This is a genomic window from Kitasatospora sp. NPDC056446 (assembly GCF_042796115.1).
Taxonomy (GTDB): domain Bacteria; phylum Actinomycetota; class Actinomycetes; order Streptomycetales; family Streptomycetaceae; genus Kitasatospora.
Window position 1 is genome coordinate 33,937 of sequence record NZ_JBHTRF010000067.1, and the last position, 16,186, is coordinate 50,122.

Annotated in this window: 12 protein-coding genes and 1 pseudogene; 6 read left to right on the plus strand and 7 right to left on the minus strand. The window is 74.6% G+C overall.

Going from position 1 to position 16,186, the window contains the following annotated elements; translation table 11 throughout:
- Positions 1–207 precede the first annotated feature (207 nt).
- The 5 genes and pseudogenes from ACFQ6N_RS30910 to ACFQ6N_RS30930 form a co-directional block, all read right to left on the minus strand.
- Positions 208–618 carry a roadblock/LC7 domain-containing protein gene (locus ACFQ6N_RS30910; RefSeq protein ID WP_380656122.1) on the minus strand — a complete coding sequence of 137 codons (411 nt, stop codon included), beginning with the start codon at positions 616–618 and terminating at the stop codon, positions 208–210.
- Positions 615–3,308 carry a nitrate- and nitrite sensing domain-containing protein gene (locus ACFQ6N_RS30915; RefSeq protein WP_380656124.1) on the minus strand — a complete coding sequence of 898 codons (2,694 nt, stop codon included), beginning with the start codon at positions 3,306–3,308 and terminating at the stop codon, positions 615–617. The genes ACFQ6N_RS30910 and ACFQ6N_RS30915 overlap by 4 nt, the downstream gene beginning before the upstream one ends.
- Before the next feature lie 496 nt (positions 3,309–3,804).
- Positions 3,805–4,533 (minus strand): annotated as a pseudogene (locus ACFQ6N_RS30920) (MHYT domain-containing protein); the annotation flags it as partial.
- 424 nt (positions 4,534–4,957) lie between these two features.
- Positions 4,958–6,322: a cytochrome P450 gene (locus tag ACFQ6N_RS30925; protein ID WP_380656126.1), complete on the minus strand. Its 1,365-nt coding sequence runs from the start codon at positions 6,320–6,322 to the stop codon at positions 4,958–4,960.
- A 228-nt stretch (positions 6,323–6,550) separates the two neighbouring features.
- Positions 6,551–7,618 (minus strand): RNA ligase (ATP), encoded by a 1,068-nt coding sequence (locus ACFQ6N_RS30930; RefSeq protein ID WP_380656129.1) that lies wholly within the window; start codon positions 7,616–7,618, stop codon positions 6,551–6,553.
- A 438-nt stretch (positions 7,619–8,056) separates the two neighbouring features.
- Between ACFQ6N_RS30930 and modA the strand changes: the two genes are divergently transcribed.
- The 3 genes from modA (at position 8,057) to ACFQ6N_RS30945 (ending at position 11,170) form a co-directional block, all read left to right on the plus strand.
- Complete coding sequence (gene modA / locus ACFQ6N_RS30935; RefSeq protein ID WP_380656132.1) at positions 8,057–8,914, plus strand: molybdate ABC transporter substrate-binding protein; 858 nt, start codon at positions 8,057–8,059, stop codon at positions 8,912–8,914.
- A 170-nt stretch (positions 8,915–9,084) separates the two neighbouring features.
- Positions 9,085–9,891, plus strand: coding sequence for an ABC transporter permease (locus ACFQ6N_RS30940; protein ID WP_380656158.1), 807 nt, complete (start codon positions 9,085–9,087; stop codon positions 9,889–9,891).
- A gap of 130 nt (positions 9,892–10,021) precedes the next feature.
- Positions 10,022–11,170 (plus strand): ABC transporter ATP-binding protein, encoded by a 1,149-nt coding sequence (locus ACFQ6N_RS30945; RefSeq protein WP_380656135.1) that lies wholly within the window; start codon positions 10,022–10,024, stop codon positions 11,168–11,170.
- 123 nt (positions 11,171–11,293) lie between these two features.
- Here the strand turns inward: ACFQ6N_RS30945 and ACFQ6N_RS30950 are convergent, their stop codons facing one another.
- The gene (locus ACFQ6N_RS30950) at positions 11,294–11,953 is read right to left on the minus strand and encodes a response regulator (protein ID WP_380656138.1); all 660 of its coding nucleotides are present in this window, start codon (positions 11,951–11,953) and stop codon (positions 11,294–11,296) included.
- 125 nt (positions 11,954–12,078) lie between these two features.
- Positions 12,079–13,395, minus strand: a complete 1,317-nt coding sequence (locus ACFQ6N_RS30955; RefSeq protein ID WP_380656141.1) for a sensor histidine kinase — start codon at positions 13,393–13,395, stop codon at positions 12,079–12,081.
- Positions 13,396–13,575: 180 nt separating this feature from the next.
- On the opposite strand from ACFQ6N_RS30955, the gene ACFQ6N_RS30960 reads away from it, so the two are divergent.
- Genes ACFQ6N_RS30960 through ACFQ6N_RS30970 form a run of 3 tightly spaced genes read left to right on the plus strand, consistent with a single transcriptional unit; the run spans position 13,576 to position 16,096 of the window.
- Entirely contained in the window at positions 13,576–14,493 is a 918-nt protein-coding gene (locus tag ACFQ6N_RS30960) for an ATP-binding cassette domain-containing protein (protein ID WP_380656143.1), read from the plus strand.
- Positions 14,490–15,314 carry an ABC transporter permease gene (locus ACFQ6N_RS30965; RefSeq protein WP_380656146.1) on the plus strand — a complete coding sequence of 275 codons (825 nt, stop codon included), beginning with the start codon at positions 14,490–14,492 and terminating at the stop codon, positions 15,312–15,314. Before ACFQ6N_RS30960 ends, ACFQ6N_RS30965 begins: the two co-directional genes overlap by 4 nt.
- Positions 15,315–15,358: 44 nt before the next feature.
- Positions 15,359–16,096 (plus strand): hypothetical protein, encoded by a 738-nt coding sequence (locus ACFQ6N_RS30970; protein WP_380656148.1) that lies wholly within the window; start codon positions 15,359–15,361, stop codon positions 16,094–16,096.
- The last annotated feature ends 90 nt before the right edge of the window (positions 16,097–16,186 follow it).

Sequence of the window (16,186 nt, forward strand, 5' to 3'; positions counted from 1 at the left end):
AGCGGGCCCGACGGGCGGCGGCGAGCGGATTGCGGGGCTGCCGGTCGGGCTCGGCGTGCGGGTCCTCCGGATGTCGCTCGTGGGGCGGCCCTTCGTGGCGCGGCCCTTCGTGGGACCGTCCACCTTGGGGCCGTCCATCGTGGGGCCGTCCATCGTGGGGCCGTCCATCGTGGGCAGGCTGCTCGTCGAACGGCTGGGGCACCGGGCTCACCAGCCGCCCAGCGCGCGCGGCACGGTGTCCAGGTGTTCCCCGACCCGGCGGACCATACCGGCCATCTCGTAGGCGATCAGGCCCAGGTCGGCCCGGGCGGTGGCGAACACAGCCAGGCAGCTGCCCTCCCCGGCGGCCGCGACCAGCAGGAAGCCGCCCTCCAACTCCACCATGGTCTGCCGGACTTCGCCCGCGCCGAAGTGCCGACTCGCGCCCTTGGCCAGGCTGTGGAACCCGGAGGCGATGGCCGCCAGGTGTTCGCCGTCCTCGCGCGGCAGGCCGGCCGAGGTGCCCATGGCCAGGCCGTCGGCGGAGAGCATCACGGCGAGACGGACCTCGGGGGCGCGCCGGACCAGTTCGTCCAGCAGCCAGTTCAGGTCTCCTGCGCGGTGGGTGGTGCCGATCACGGACGCTCTCCTTCGGGTCGGGTCGAGGGCGGGGAATGGCGCCTCGCCGCCGCCGGCGGGAAGGCGTCGGCCCGGTCGACCGATCGGTCCGCTGATCGGTCCGCCGGCCGCTCGCACCCCCCGTCGTCGGGGCGCAGGCCTCGCGCCCATCCGTTCCGGAAGGCCGACACCGCCGCGCGCGCCGCCTCGGGGCTTCGGCTCTCGGGGCCGGCGCCGGGCTTGGGTCCTGGACCTGGACCTGGACCCGGACTACCCGACGTCTCGCGCAGCTGCGGCGCCAGGCTCGCCTGACGGGTCCGGCGCGGCAACTCCTCTACTTCTCCTCCGAGTTGGCCAGGCGTTCCGGCTCGTCCCCCATCAGGAACCTGCCCGGAATCAGGTCCCGTACGGTACGGCTGCGGCGGCCCGGACTGCGTGCGGGCGGCCGTATCCGGGCCCCCGTCCGCAGCCGGGCCCGCCGCCCGGGCGCCGGAGGCCCGGAAGGGGGTGCGGCGCGCCGGCCCGGGGTCGTCCCCCCGGATGCCGAACGGCAGCAGTGCCCCGTTCTCCGGCGGCGGCCCACCCGCCGCCGGAAGTCCCTCGCCGCCCCGGTCGTGCGGGCGCTCCGCCCACGACCGGGCGGACTCCCGCTCCGCACCGGGCGGGTGCACCCGCCCGGCCGGAACCGGCAGGCCGCCACCGGCCACCGTTGCACCAACCGCCGTGGCACCGGCCGCCGTGGCACCGAACTCCGCTGCGGAGCCCAACGGTTGCCACACCTCGTCCGCCATCCCCCCGGGTCCCCCTTCCGCTGTCCCGCCGTGCGGAGGCGGAGCAGTCGGACGGCCGGTGGCCAGCAGCGAGGTCGGCAGCAGGACGACGGCGGTGGTGCCGCCGTACGCGGAGGTCACCAGCGAGACCTTGACGTCCTGCCGCCGGGCGAGCCGGCTGACCACGAACAGCCCCAGCCGGTCACTGTCGAAGAGGTCGCTCTGCTCGGCCGCGGCGATCCGGCGGTTGGCGGCGGCCAGGGCCTCCCGGCCCATGCCGAGGCCGCGGTCCTCGATCTCCAACGCGTAACCGGTACCGACCCGTTCGCCCCGGATGCGGATCCGGGTGTGCGGCGGGGAGAAGCCGGTCGCGTTCTCGACCAGCTCGGCGAGCAGGTGGGTGAGGTCGGCGACGGCGTACCCGGCGACGGCGGCGCGCGGCAGCGGGTGCACCTCGACCCTGGCGTACTCCTCGACCTCGGAGACGGCCGCGCGCACCACGTCCACCAGCGGGACGGGCCTGCGCCAGGCGCGGCCGGGAGCGGCGCCGGAGAGGATGATCAGGCCCTCCGCGTGGCGGCGCATCCGGGTGGTCAGGTGGTCGAGCCGGAACAGGTCGGCCAGCTCGGACGGGTCCTGGGTGCGGCGCTCCATCGCGTCCAGCAGGGTGAGTTGGCGGTGCACCAGGACCTGGCTGCGCCGCGCGAGGTTGACGAACACCCCGGAGACCCCGGAGAGCACCTCGGCCCGCTCGACCGCCGCGGTGACGGCCGCCCGCCGGACGGTGCCGAGCGCCCGGTGCACCTGGCCGATCTCGTCGTCCCGGCCCGCAGGGCGCGGCGCCTCAGCCTCGACGTCCACCTCCTCCCCCGCACGCAACTTTCGGAAGGTGGCGGGCAGTTCGCGAGCGGCCAGCCCAAGTGCCGAATCGCGCAGCCCGATCAGCTCGGTGACCAGGCCCCGCCCGATCCGTACCGAGATCACCAGCGAGGCCAGCACGCCGACCAGCCCGAGCAGCACGGCCGCCCCGGCGGTGGTGAACAGGCCCAGCGCATAGGGGTTCTGGCGTTCGGCGGCGACCCGGCCCGCTTGGTCCTCGACGGCGCGCAGGCCGCCCGCGACGTTCCCGGCGACCATCGCCCACCGGTCCGCCGGAACCGCGACGACCGCCGCCCGGCCGTCGGCCGCCGTACGGACCCTGTCCTCGTACCCGGCCAGCTCCCGGTGGTCCTGGCCGCCGGTGACGGCGAGCAGCGCGGTCCGGTCGGCGGGGCGCAGGTCGGCGGCCGCCGCCTGCTCGAACTCCCGCCGGGCGAAGGCCGCGCCGGAGAACTCGCGCACCTGGTCGTCGCCGAGCGCTCCGGACGGCTGGGCGGCGCGCAGCAACGCGTCCTCGCGGGCCAGCAGTTCACGGGAGCAGGCCAGTTCGGGGAGCACCCGGGCATCGGCGGCGGCTGGGTGGTCCTGCACCGGGGTGACGGCTCCGGCCACCGCGAGCGCCCGGTCCACGGCCTCACCGTACGCGGCGTACGCCTCGGGCCAGCCGACGCTTCGGGCCAGCACGCGGCCGCGCAGCTCGGGCAGGGCGGCGAGGGCCGCACCCAGGGCGTCCAGGCGAGTGGCGGCGTCACCGCCGAGGCCTTGGGCGTCGGCACGGTTGTAGGCCCGGTCGGGGTGCCGGGGATCGGGGAACAACGGGGTGATCGCACGGTCGGTGGCGGCCGAGGCGGTACGCAGGGCGTTCTCCCGTACGGCGTCGGGCGGCGCGGTCGCCGGGGCGGCCAACAGCTGTCCGGCGGCGGTGCGTTCGGCCTGCAGCCCGGCGACCGTCTCGGCGACGGGCGTGAGCACCGTGCGCTGGGCGTCGCGCTGGCGTAGCAGGTCCCACACGCCCTGCGCGGTGGTGACGGTGGCGAAGCCCCACAGGGCGATCACGGACACGACCGGGACCATCAGCAGGGCGATGACGCGGGCGCGGACGGTCCGGGGACGCAGCCCGCGCGGACCACCCGGTCCGCCCGATCCGCCCGGTTCACGCAGTCCACGCAGGCCACGTGCCGGACGGGAGGGCCTCCCGGCATGGGCACCCCGACGGGTACCGGGGGTGGTACCGCGGTCTTCTCGCATCGGTGAGGAGCCTTTCGGGCGGGGCGGGGCAGGGCGGGGATGGCGGGACGGTCGAGGTGGGCGCGGACGGCGGTGGAAGGCTGGACGGCGGGCGCGGCACTCAGGCGGCGCGACGGCTGCGGCGCGCGCCCTCGCAGTCCGCGTGGTCGCAGGCAGCGTGGTCACAGTCCGCGCCGCCGAGGTCCGGTCCATGGCGACCGGGACCGGGATGCGCCTGTCCGGGGCGGGCCTGTCCGGGGTGTGCCGGTTCCGGCCGGGCCGGCCCGGCCGGGAACTCCTCGATGACCAATTCGCCCGCCACCCGGTGGCCGTCCCGATCCTGGGCCGTCGGGGAGAGCGCGACGAAGGCCGAGGCGAGGAAGAGGAACGAGCCGAGGCCGACCGCGAGCGGGAAGACGAAGTCCATCGGGCCGACCCCGCCGAGGACGGTCCGGGTCGGCTCCAGCCGGACGTGGACGGCGGCCATGCCGGTGTAGTGCATGCAGCTGACGGCGAGTCCCATGGCCAGCGCGGCGGCTGCGGCAGCGTAGACGTTGCGGATGGTGACGGCGGCCCAGAGCGCTGCGGTGGCGGCGCCGACCGCGACCAGTACGGAGAGCGCGACCGTCCCGGCGTCGTAGCGCAGACCGCCGTGCATCCGTACCGCGGCCATGCCCAGGTAGTGCATCGCGGCGACACCGAGGCCGGTGGTGACGCCGCCCGCCAGCAGGGCGAGGCCGCGGTGCCGCCCGTAGCAGACCACGGTCAGGCCGAGGCCGGTGACCAGGACGGCGACCGCGAGGCTGAGGACGGTGAGCGGGACGCTGTAGCGCAGCTCGGTGCCGTCGACGGAGAAGCCGAACATGGCGACGAAGTGCATGGTCCAGATGCCGGAGCCGATCGCGGCGGCGGCCGTGACGAGCCAGTTGCGTCGGGCGGCGCCGCTCGCGGCCAGTCCGCGCAGGGTGCAGCGCAGGCCGAGGGCGGCACCGGCGCAGGCCATCAGGTACGAGAGGGCGGGGGTGATCCAGCCGAGGCTGAGGTGGTTGAGGGTGCCCATGGGACCTCCGGTCGACCGGTCGGGCCCGGGGCGGTAGGCGGTGCGCCCGGGCACCCCGGGCCGGGCGGACTCCACGCGGCCGGCGGCGAGGGGGCACCGGGCCCCTGGGGGGCACGGTCTCGTCATATGCCAGCCGCATGTGCGCTTTCGGCCTGGGGTGCGTGGGACGCTATCGAGGGGCCGGAATCGGTCACCCGAAGATCTGAAAAGCTGCCCGCAGGCGACGGGCGGTATGTTCGAATGACCCGGTCTTCTGCCCAGACGACGGGCGATGGCGGCCGACGGCAGCCGCGAAGTACGAACAGCGAACAACAAACAGCAGACAGATAACAGCGGACAGATAACAGAGTCTGAAATCTGTCATCTGTCCGCTGAATCCTGTCAGCCGCCGGCCATCAGCCGCCCGGCCCTCAGCCGCCGGCCCTCACTTGTCGGCCCGCACCCGGATCCGCATCGGGCTCGCCGCCCGCAGCGTGATCCCCTGGGCCAGCGCCACCCGCCGGTCCACCGCCTCTACCTCGAAGTCCCGCAGCAGCACCCCCAGGGTCAGCACCGACTCCAGCATCGAGAAGTGCTGCCCGATGCACGCCCGCGGGCCGCCGCCGAACGGGAACCAGGCGTAGCGGTGCCGGGCCTTCTCCTCCTCCGGCAGGAAGCGGTCCGGGTCGAAGCGGTCCGGGTCCGCCCAGTGGTCGGGGTGCCGGTGGGTGACCAGCGGCGCGACCACGACCTGCGCCCCCGCCGGGATGACGTACCCGTCGATCACCGTCTCGGCGACCGCCCGCCGCCCGCCCAGCGCCGCCGCCGGGTAGAGCCGCATCGCCTCCTTCAGCACCCGGGTGGTGTACGGCAGCGCGTCCAGGTCCGCGGCCGTCGGTGCCCGCCCGGCCAGGACGGTGCGCGCCTCCTCCTGGGCGAGCTTCCGGTGCTCGGGGTGCTTGGCCAGCAGGTGCAGCGCGAAGGCCAGCGAGGTGGCCGTGGTCTCGTGCCCGGCGAGCAGGAACACCAGCACCTGGTCCCGGAGTTCTGCCGGGTCGAGCCGTTCCCCGTCCTCGCCGCGCGCCCGTCCGAGCAGCGTGAGCAGGTCGTCCGCGTCCTCGTCGCCGCCCCCGCGCGCGGCGCGTTCGGCGATGATCCGGTCGCAGACCTCGTACAGCGCCCGCTGGGCCCCGAGGCCGCGCCGGTTGCCCGGGGTCGGCCAGCCGCGCGGGACGCGGACCGGGGCGAAACCGCGCTCCTTGACGTACTCGCCGAGCACCGGGAAGCTGCGGTGCACCACGGCCACCGCCTCCTCCACGTCCGCGCCGAAGAGGATCCGCGAGACCGCCCGCAGGGCGAACCGCGACATCTCGTCCGCCGCGTCCACCAGCCCGTCCGGCACCGCCCGCCAGCGTTCGGCGAGCGACTGCGCCTCCTGCGCGATCGCGTCCGCGTAACCGTCCACCCGGCGGCGGGTGAACAGCGGCTGGATCAGTCGGCGCTGGCGCTGGTACTCGTCGTCCTGGCTGGTCAGCAGCCCGTTCCCGACGCTGGTCCGCAGCTCGTCGTAGAAGGCGTTCTCCTTGCGGAAGTTGGCCGCCTCGGTGCCGAGCACCTGCTGGACGCCCTCCGGGGAGAACACCGCATGGAAGTCGACCCGCAGCCCGGGCGGACCGGCCTGGATCCGCACCACGTCCCCGTGGTCGCGCCGGGCCGCGAGGTAGGTGCGCAGCGGGCGGCGGGTGAGGTCGAACAGCGATCCGACCAGCGGGTTGCCGGCCGGTCCGGGTATGGCGGTTTCGGTGGCCATGGACGACTCCTTCGGCACAGGGATGCGCACCGTCGATTCTACTGACGGGTAGTCAATGCCGGAAGGAGCGAGCGCCGGTCGTCGGACCGACGGCTCGCTCCCGTTCACCCACTCGGCCTACTTCCGGGCCCACATCCAGGCCTACTTCCGGGCCCACATCCAGACCCGAACCCGGTCGCCCCCGGCCGCACCCGGTCGCACTCAGGCGCACCCTGGGCGCCGCCGGGCCTACTCGTACTCGGTGCCGCCCTTGCGCGTCAGGTAGGCGTCACTGACCACCTTGGCGATCGCCCGCCCGCCGAGCACCGGGCTCCAGCGCTCGGTCACCGGCCGCACCACGACGCCCTCGCGCAGGTGGAGCCCGCGCCCGGAGAAGGTCTCCTTGCCGTGGGCATGGCCCAGCACCACCTCCGGGTCGAACGGGCCGCGCCACAGCTCCGGCGCCAACGGCAGCTCGCCGTCCAGCAGTTCGGCCGCCGACAGCCAGGTCAGTCGGCCGTCCACCACCGCCGAGACGTCGAAGGCCGCGTACCCGGGCCGCCCGGTACGCGCGGAGGCCCCGTACCCCAGGTCCTGGACGCCCTCGCCGAAGACCTCGCCGAAGATGCCGACCCGCTCGACGCCGAGCCGCTCCGCCAGCCGGGCCGCGACCGCCGGGATGTCGTACGCGCGCACCGCCCGCCAGTAGAGGTTGCGCTCGTCCTCGGCCAGCGCCAGCCCCTGCGCGCCGATCCCCTTGGACGAGACCCGCACCTCACCGGTCGCGGCCGTGTACGTGACCAGGCAGCAGCTGCCGTGCAGCTTCTCGGTCAGCACCACGGGCTCGCCGGGCTCGAAGGCGTCGGGGTAGCGCTTGAGGTTCTCGATGTCGACCCAGGGCAGCAGGTCCGGGGCGCTGAGCACATCGCCGTTCATCGAAGTCGGCACCGGCGGCTGCCACTTGACCACGCCGAGCAGTTCGGCGAAGTCGGCGTCGCGCTCGGCCGCGGCGGCCAGGTCGGTGTCGGCGAGCGCGGCGGGCCGGCAGACGATGCCCTGGGACAGCTCGCCGCGCAGCCGGACCGCCTTCACCCGGTCCGCCCGGGAGCCCGCCAGCTTGCCGGTCAGGCCCAGCTCGGCGATCAACTCCTGTGGGAGGACGGACTGTTCGGGGATGTAGACGGCGTAGTCCCCGGTCCGGTACACGCCCTTCGCGACCACCGCCCGGTAGAGGCCGACCTGTGCGAGCTCCAGAGCATCGGCGTTCGGGTGCTCCAGGACGGTCAGCTTCTCGGCGGTGACGCGCAGCGTGGACATGGACGGGCCCCTCCCCTTGACTCGGCCCGGGCGGCGGACCTCTGCCCCCGGGCCGCATGTACTGCTGTACGAATGTACGGACAGTGACCACTCTGACCGTTCGGGCACCCCCGGCGCGACGCATTTTCCGCGCGCCCCCTCCCGCCACCTGCGCTGCTCACCGCCCCCTGCCACCCCACCGCCTCACCGCTCCGCCACCCCGCCGCCCCACCACGCCCCACGCCCCACACCCCCACCGCCAACCCCACCGCCCCCACCCCCCGGGACGGCAGCCGTTTGAGCCATCCCACAGCAGGTCCGAGGCCCTCCCCCACCCCCGCCTGTGCAAAGCAACAGAGGATTTATCGCTCGTATTTGCGGCACTATGATCGCCATAAAGGCCGCAGTTGCGGTCTGTCTCTCGCGCCCTCCCGGCGCGCACCCGGAGGGGAAGCACCGATGAGTACCCGTACGACCGGCACCACCCGCAGATTCGCCGTCGCCGCCGCAGCGGCCCTCGTCCTCAGCCTCGGGGCCACCGCGTGCGGCAGCGACGGCGGCACGTCCTCCGGTTCCGCGGCCTCGAACGCGGCGTCCTCCGCCGGTGCCTCCGCGGCCTCGGCCGGCAGCGTCCCGAAGGCGAGCGGCGCCGTCACCGTCTTCGCCGCGGCCTCGCTCAAGGAGACCTTCACCGAGCTCGGCAAGAAGTTCGAGGCCGCCAACCCGGGCAGCAAGGTCACCTTCAACTTCGGCGGCAGCTCCAGCCTCGCCACCAGCATCAACTCCGGTGCTCCGGCCGACGTGTTCGCCGCCGCCAGCCCGGCCACCATGAAGACCGTGACCGACGCGGGCGGCGCGAGCGGCCAGCCGGCCACCTTCGTCAAGAACACGCTCACCATCGCCGTCCCCAAGGGCAACCCCAAGCACATCGCGGGCCTCAAGGACCTCACCGGCTCGGGTGTGAAGGTCGCGCTGTGCGCAAAGGAGGTGCCCTGCGGCGCCGCCGCGCAGACCGCGCTGAAGGCCGCCGGCGTCGACCTCACCCCGGTCACCCTGGAGCAGGACGTCAAGGGCGCGCTCACCAAGGTCGAACTCGGCGAGGTCGACGCCTCGCTGGTCTACAAGACCGATGTGCAGGCCGATGCTGCGAAGATCGACGGTGTGGACTTCCCCGAGGCCGACAAGGCCGTGAACGACTACCCGATCGCCGCGCTCGCCAAGGCCCCGAACAAGGACGGCGCCGCCGCCTTCGTCGCGTACGTCCAGTCGCCCGAGGCCAAGCAGGTGCTGACCGCGGCGGGCTTCCAGGCGCCGTGAGCGACCGCACCACCGGGCCCGCTGGCGACCACTCCGACCGGCACCGGCCCGACCAGGACGAGCCCGGCGAAGACCGGCCCGTCGGAGACCGGCCCGGCCAGGACGAGCCCGGCGAAGACCGGCCCAGCGGGGACCGGCCCGGCGGCAGCGCGGCAGGACCCACGCAGGTCCTGCCGCGCCGCCGACGCCGGGCGCGCCCGCACCGCGTCCCGGTCACCCTGCTGCTCCCGGCGCTGCTCGGGCTGGCGTTCCTGATCCTGCCGCTGGTCGGCCTGCTGGTCCGGGCTCCCTGGAGCGGACTGTCCGAGCAGCTCACCAGCACGGCCGTCTGGGACGCGCTGCGCCTGTCGCTGATCAGCGCGACGGCGGCCACCGCCGTGTCGCTGGTCCTCGGGGTCCCGCTGGCCTGGCTGCTCGCCCGCACCGAGCTGCCGGGCCGACGGGTGATCCGTGCCCTGGTCACCCTGCCGCTGGTGCTGCCGCCGGTGGTCGGCGGTGTGGCCCTGCTGCTGGTGCTCGGGCGGCGCGGCATCGTCGGCTCCTGGCTGGACTCGGCCTTCGGCATCACGCTGCCCTTCACCACCACCGGTGTCGTGATCGCCGAGGCCTTCGTGGCGATGCCGTTCCTGGTGATCAGCGTCGAGGGCGCGCTGCGGGCCGCCGACCCACGGTTCGAGGAGGCCGCCGCCACCCTCGGCGCCTCCCGGCTGACGGCGTTCCGCCGGGTCACCCTGCCGATGATCGCGCCGGGCATCGCCGCCGGTGCCGTACTGGCCTGGGCGCGGGCGCTCGGCGAGTTCGGCGCGACGATCACCTTCGCGGGCAACTTCCCCGGCCGCACCCAGACCATGCCGCTCGCCGTCTACCTGGCGATGGAGTCCGACCCGCAGGCCGCGATCGCGCTGTCGCTGGTGCTGCTGGCGGTCTCCGTGGCCGTCCTGGTCGGCCTGCGCGACCGCTGGCTGTCGACGCCGTGACAGCCCCAGCGGCCCCGCCGACCCCGCCGAACCTGCCGGACCTGCCGACCCCGCCGACCCCGCCGACCCCGCCGAACGCACCCGCGAACGTATCCGTGAACGCCCACCCGGACGCCTGGACGCCGACCCGATGAGCACCTCGAACAACGCGAACAACGCAAGCAACGCGACCAACACGACCAACACGAGCGACGCGGACGCCACGAACACCGACAACGGCGCGCACGAAGCCCTCGACGCCCGCCTCCTGGTCGACCGCGCCGCGTTCACCCTCGACCTGGCCCTCACCGCCGCCCCCGGGGAGGTCGTCGCGCTGCTCGGCCCCAACGGCGCCGGCAAGTCCACCGCCCTGCGCGCCCTGGCCGGCCTGCTCCCGCTCACCGGCGGTCACCTGCGCCTGGACGGCCGTCTCCTGGAGGACCCGGCACAGCGCGTGCACACCCCCGCCGAGGAGCGGCCGGTCGGCGTGGTGTTCCAGGACTACCTGCTGTTCCCGCACCTCAGCGCGCTCGACAACATCGCCTTCGGCCCGCGCTGCCAGGGCCGCCCCAAGCGCGCCGCCCGGGCCGAGGCCGCCGTCTGGCTGGAGCAGATGGGCCTGGCCGACCACGCCTCGGTCCGCCCCGGCCGGCTCTCCGGCGGCCAGGCGCAGCGGGTGGCGCTGGCCCGGGCGCTCGCCGTCCGCCCCCGGCTGCTCCTGCTGGACGAGCCACTGGCCGCCCTGGACGCCCGCACCCGTCTCGACGTACGGTCCCGGCTGCGCCGCCACCTGGCCGAGTTCGAGGCCGTGGCGGTGCTGGTGACGCACGACCCGCTGGACGCGATGGTGCTGGCCGACCGGCTGGTCGTGATCGAGGACGGGCGGGAGGTGCAGTCGGGCAGTCCGGCGGAGGTCGCCCGGCGGCCCCGCACCGACTACATCGCCCGCCTGGTCGGGCTGAACCTGTACCAGGGCCGGGCCGAGGGCACGCACGTGACGCTCCCGGACGGCCCCGTCCTGGCCACCACCGAGGAGCTGTCCGGCCCGGCCTTCGTCGCGTTCCCGCCGTCGGCCGTGACCCTCTACCGGGAGCGGCCGCAGTCCAGCGCGCGCAACCTGTGCAAGGCCGAGGTCACCGGCCTGGACCTGCACGGGGACCGGGTCCGCGCCGACCTGGCCGGCGACCTGCCGATGGCGGCCGACCTCACCCCGGCCGCCGTCGCGGAGCTGGAGCTGGCGCCGGGAGTCGAGGTCTGGGCCTCGGTCAAGGCCACCCAGACCCACGCCTACCCGGCCTGACGCCCGCCCCCGCCCCTCGCCCCTCGCCCCTCGCCACTCACTCCCCGCCACTCACTCCCCGCCACTCTCCCCCCGCGACCGTCCCCGGGCCGGCCCGCAGAGACCCTGCGGACGCCGACGGCACTACTCGGACGGCTCGACGAACCCCGACTCGTACGCGGCGATCACCGCCTGGGTCCGATCCCGCGCGCCCAGCTTCGCCAGCACACTGCTGACGTGCGTCTTCACCGTCTGCACCCCGAGGAACAGCAGCTCGGCGATCTCCCCGTTGCTGAGTCCGCGCGCGACCAGGCGCAGCACCTCCTCCTCGCGCCCGGTCAGCGCCGCCCCCGCCATGACCGCACGGGCGGTCGGGTTGCCGTGTCCGGCGGCCAGGCGGCGGATCGCGGCGGGGAACAGCAGCGACTCGCCCGCCGCCGCCAGCCGTACCGCGTGCGCGATCTCGGCCGGACGGGAGCGCTTGAGCAGGAAGCCGTCGGCGCCCGCGCGCAGCGCCTCGTAGACGTAGTCGTCGTTCTCGAAGGTGGTCACGACAAGGATCCTCGGCGGCCGCTCCCCCGGGGCGCCGGGGCGCACCAGCTCACGGGTGGCCGCGAGCCCGTCCATCACCGGCATCCGGACGTCCATCAGCACCACGTCCGGGCGCAGCGCGCGTGCCAGGGCCACCGCTTCCACGCCGTCGGCCGCCTCGCCGACCACCCTGAGGTCGCCCTGCGCCTCCAGGACGGCCCGCAGGCCGGCCCGGACCAGTTCCTCGTCGTCCGCGAGCAGGATGTCCGTCATCCCGGTCCCGGCGGCCCCGCCGGTTCGGGAGGCCCCGCCGGGTCGGGAGGTGTCGGCGGTTCCGGGGACTCCGGCGGTTCCGGGGACTCCGGCGCCGTGGCGGCCGTCTGCCACAAGATCGTTCGTCACGAGCCCAAGCGTAGGGGCAGCCGGACGCTGAGCACCCACCCTCCGCTGCCGTCCTCCGGCGCACCCGCCGCCGCCTCCCCGCCGAGCAGCACCGCCCGTTCGCGGATCCCGCGAAGCCCCTTGCCGCCCTTGCGCGCGCCGCCGGCCGGCGGCCGTACCCCACCGCCCGACGGCCAGGTTCCGCCACCGGAGGGAAGGTTGGCGCAGCGCAGCTCCAACTGCCCGTCCCGGACGGCGATCCGGACGTCCACGGGCGCACCGGGCGCGTACTTGAGCGCGTTGGTGACGCCCTCCTGGACGATCCGGTAGGACTCGCGGGAGAGCACCCCGGGCAGCACGCCGCCCGGCACCTCGACGTGTGCCTCGACCGGGCTGCCGGCCGCCCGGACGGTGTCGAACAGGGCGGGCAGCTGCTCGACGCCGGGCTGTTCGGTGGCCGCGCCGTTCGCCCCGGGCGGGGTCTCGCGCAGCAGGACGAGGGTGCGTTCGAGGTCCTCCATGGCCTGGCGCCCGGTCTCCTCGATGACTTCGAGCGCCCTGGCGACGAAGGCCGGGTCCCCGACCTCGCGCGCCGCGCCCGCCTGGAGGACCGTCACCGTCAGTGCGTGGCCGATCGAGTCGTGCAGCTCCCGGGCCAACCGGTTGCGTTCCAGCAGCCGTTCGGCCCGCAGCTCCGCCTCCGCCAGCCGCTCCGCCGGGGACGGCCCCAGCAGCCTTACGGCCATGGCGAGTTGGAGGCGCCCGGCGAAGACCAGGAACCAGCCGAGGCCGAGCACCAGCGGCGGGGCGACGGGGATCCACCAGAGCGCGTCCGGACCGGTCAGCCGCTCGTACACCGCCACGGAGCCGAACGTCAGCGTGCAGCCGACCGCCGTGCCGAGCGCGACCCGCCCGATCAGCCACCCGGCCGTCCGCCGCCGGTCGGCCCAGGTGGAGGCCGGATCGACGGCGATGTCCTCCTCGCGGTCGGGGACCAGCAGCAGCCTCGCCTGCACCCCTTCGGCCTGCCGCGCCGCCGGGATGAGGGCGACCACCGCGAGCAGCACGCAGTCCACCGGGATGCCCGCCGTCAGGATCTCACCGAGGCCCTTCCCGTACGTCCCCGGGTAGACCAGCAGCACCACGCCCGCGAAGATCCACCCGACCAGCAGGTGAAGCAGCCGCGCGTACGTCGAACCGGCCAGCAGCGGCGCGACGAGCCCGGACACGGCGCCGCCCGGCACAGCGGCCCCGGCCGCTCCGGCTCCGGCCGCACCGGCCCCAGGCACCCGGTTCCCGAGCACCGCTCCCCTGAACGCTCTGATCTTGGGCATTCCGCCATCCTCCCAGCCCGACGACGGCTCCCGGATCCCGCGCCGGTCGGCGGCGGCCTCCCTCCCGGGAGGGAGACGGCTCCACGCCCCGGCGGGATCCGCTGCGGCGGCCCCTCCGGTCGAATGGAACCGGCAACGAACCCACCGACGAGACCCACCGACCGAGAGGGGACGGCGATCGTGATCGAGATCCAGGGCCTGACCAAGGAGTACGACGGCCGACGTGTCGTCGACGAACTGTCCTTCGAGGTCCGGCCCGGCATCGTGACCGGCTTCCTGGGCCCGAACGGCGCCGGCAAGAGCACCACCATGCGCCTGGTCCTCGGCCTCGACCGCCCCACCGCCGGCCGCGCCCTGGTCGGCGGCCGTCCGTACACCGAACTCACCGAGCCGCTGCGCCGGGTCGGCGCCCTGCTGGACGCCCAGGCCCTGCACGGCGGGCGGACGGCACACGGCCACCTGCGCTGGCTCGCTGCGAGCAACGGGCTGCCGGGGCGCCGGGTCGACGAGGTGCTCGCCCAGGTCGGTCTGGCGGACGCGGCCGGGCGCCGGATCCGCAGGTTCTCGCTCGGCATGCGCCAGCGCCTCGGGGTGGCCGCCGCGCTGCTCGGCGACCCGCCCGTCCTGATGCTGGACGAGCCGGTCAACGGCCTCGACCCGGAGGGCATCCGCTGGATCCGCACCCTGTTGCGCGACCTGGCCGCCGAAGGACGGGCGGTGCTGGTCTCCTCCCACCTGATGACCGAAATGGCTCTCACCGCCGACCACTTGGTGGTGATCGGCCGGGGCCGGCTGCTCGCCGACGCCGCCACCACCGACTTCATCGACCGCCACGGCCGCACCCGGATCCGCGTCCGGGCCGTCGACCCGGCCAAGCTCGCCGCCCTGTTCGGCGGCGCCGGCCGCGACCTCGACGCCACCCAAGTCGACGGCGGCGCCTGGGAGGTGAGCGGATCCGGACCCGAGCGGATCGCCGCGCTCGCCGCCGCCGACGGCGTGGTGCTGTACGAGATCTCGGTCCGACAGGACTCCTTGGAGGAAGCGTTCATGCGGATGACCGCGGACAGCGTCGAGTACCGGAGCGAGGCCGCCGCATGAGCGCCGAAGCCCGACCCGCCGACACCGACCGGACCGACCGGACCGACCGAACCATCCACACTGACCGAACCATCCACACCTACCGCGCCTTCCGCGCCTTCCGCGCCGAGCTGGTCAAGCTCACCACCCTCCGCTCGCTCTGGATCACCCCGCTGATCTCCGTCCTGCTCACCGTCGGGGCCACCACGGCGGTCGGCGCGGCGCTCGGCGACAAGGACCACAGCATCACGGACGACCCGGGTATCGGCATCTTCTACGGGCTCAACTTCGGCCAGGCGGCCCTGGCTTGCTTCGGCATCCTGCTGATCGGCCAGGAGTTCAACACCCGCATGATCGACGTGTCGCTCACCGCTGTCCCCCGGCGCGACCGGCTCTACGGCGCCAAACTGGCGTTGGGCGCGCTGGTCGGTCTCGCCGTGGGCGCCGTCGGCACGGTGGGCGCGTTCGCCGGGTACGCGGCGACCGCCCCCGGCGCCTGGGACGGACCGGGCGCGGTGCGCGGCGCCGTCGCCGGAGTGCTCTACCAGGGGCTGCTGGTGGTGCTCTGCCTGGGTGCCACCGCCCTGTTGGGCAACCTCACGGCCGCCATGGGGCTGCTGGTCCCGACCGTCTTCCTGCTCTCTCCGCTGCTCGGCAGCGTGCCCGGGGTCGGCCGGGTGGTGCAGTTCCTGCCCGACCGGGCCGGCCAGTACGCGCTGCGGTACGTCGACGACCCGCACGTCGCGTACGGGCACTGGACCGGGCTGCTGATCATGGCGCTCTGGACCGCCCTGGCGGCCTACGGCGGCCTGCTCGCCCTGCGCCGCGGCCGCACCGCGTGACCCCGCGCGAAGGGGACACGGGATCGACGAGGGACCGGAGGACGATGAGCACGCTCGCCGGCGCCCTGCGCGCCGAACGGATCAAGTTCACCACCCTGCCCTCGCAGTGGGCGGCGCCACTGGTCGCACTGGCACTGACCGTCGGCATCACCGCCGCCGTCAACGCCGCCTCCGGACCGGCGGACCACGCCCCCGGCGGGGACCCCGCCAACGGGATCTACTACGGGCTGCTGTTCGGCCACGTCGCCGTGGCCTGCTGCGGAATCCTGCTGATCGGGCAGGAGTTCAACACCCGGATGATCGGCGGCTCGCTCCTCGCCGTCCCGCGACGCGGCCGGCTGTACGGGGCCAAGCTCGCGCTCGGCGCCGGGCTGGGCCTCCTGCTCGGGCTGGCCTCGACCGCGGGGTCGTTCCTGGCCGTCGACGCCACCGACGGCCTGGACTTCTCGACCCCGGGCCTGACCCGCAGCTTCCTGGCCGGCGTGCTCTACCACCCGATGCTGGTGCTGATCTGCCTCGGGCTGACCGCGATGCTGGGCAACTTCAGCGCGGCACTCGGCCTGCTCACCCCGATGGTCTTCCTCGGCACCACCTGGCTGGGCGCCATCCCCGGCGTCCGCGAGGCCGGCCAGTTCCTGCCCGACCGGGCCGGCCTCTACGCGATGCGCACCCGGTCCGAGGCCGGCGTCCACTACGGGCACTGGACCGGGCTGCTGATCATGGCACTCTGGACGGCCCTCGCCGTCTACGGCGGCTTCCGGAGGATGCGGCGGGCGTCCTAGTGTCCTGAGTCGGGAATTCGCTTCAGATATCCGGCGAGGCGTTCGAGGATCTCGTCGGCGGTCTTGGTCCACACGTAGGGCTTCGGGTCG

Bases quoted from the DNA above. Each gene is read 5' to 3' on its own strand.
- ACFQ6N_RS30925 (WP_380656126.1), bottom strand. From the start codon at position 6,322: ATGGCCACCGAAACCGCCATACCCGGACCGGCCGGCAACCCGCTGGTC.
- ACFQ6N_RS30930 (WP_380656129.1), bottom strand. From the start codon at position 7,618: ATGTCCACGCTGCGCGTCACCGCCGAGAAGCTGACCGTCCTGGAGCAC.
- modA (WP_380656132.1), top strand. From the start codon at position 8,057: ATGAGTACCCGTACGACCGGCACCACCCGCAGATTCGCCGTCGCCGCC.
- ACFQ6N_RS30945 (WP_380656135.1), top strand. From the start codon at position 10,022: ATGAGCACCTCGAACAACGCGAACAACGCAAGCAACGCGACCAACACG.
- ACFQ6N_RS30950 (WP_380656138.1), bottom strand. From the start codon at position 11,953: ATGACGGACATCCTGCTCGCGGACGACGAGGAACTGGTCCGGGCCGGC.
- ACFQ6N_RS30955 (WP_380656141.1), bottom strand. From the start codon at position 13,395: ATGCCCAAGATCAGAGCGTTCAGGGGAGCGGTGCTCGGGAACCGGGTG.
- ACFQ6N_RS30965 (WP_380656146.1), top strand. From the start codon at position 14,490: ATGAGCGCCGAAGCCCGACCCGCCGACACCGACCGGACCGACCGGACC.
- ACFQ6N_RS30970 (WP_380656148.1), top strand. From the start codon at position 15,359: ATGAGCACGCTCGCCGGCGCCCTGCGCGCCGAACGGATCAAGTTCACC.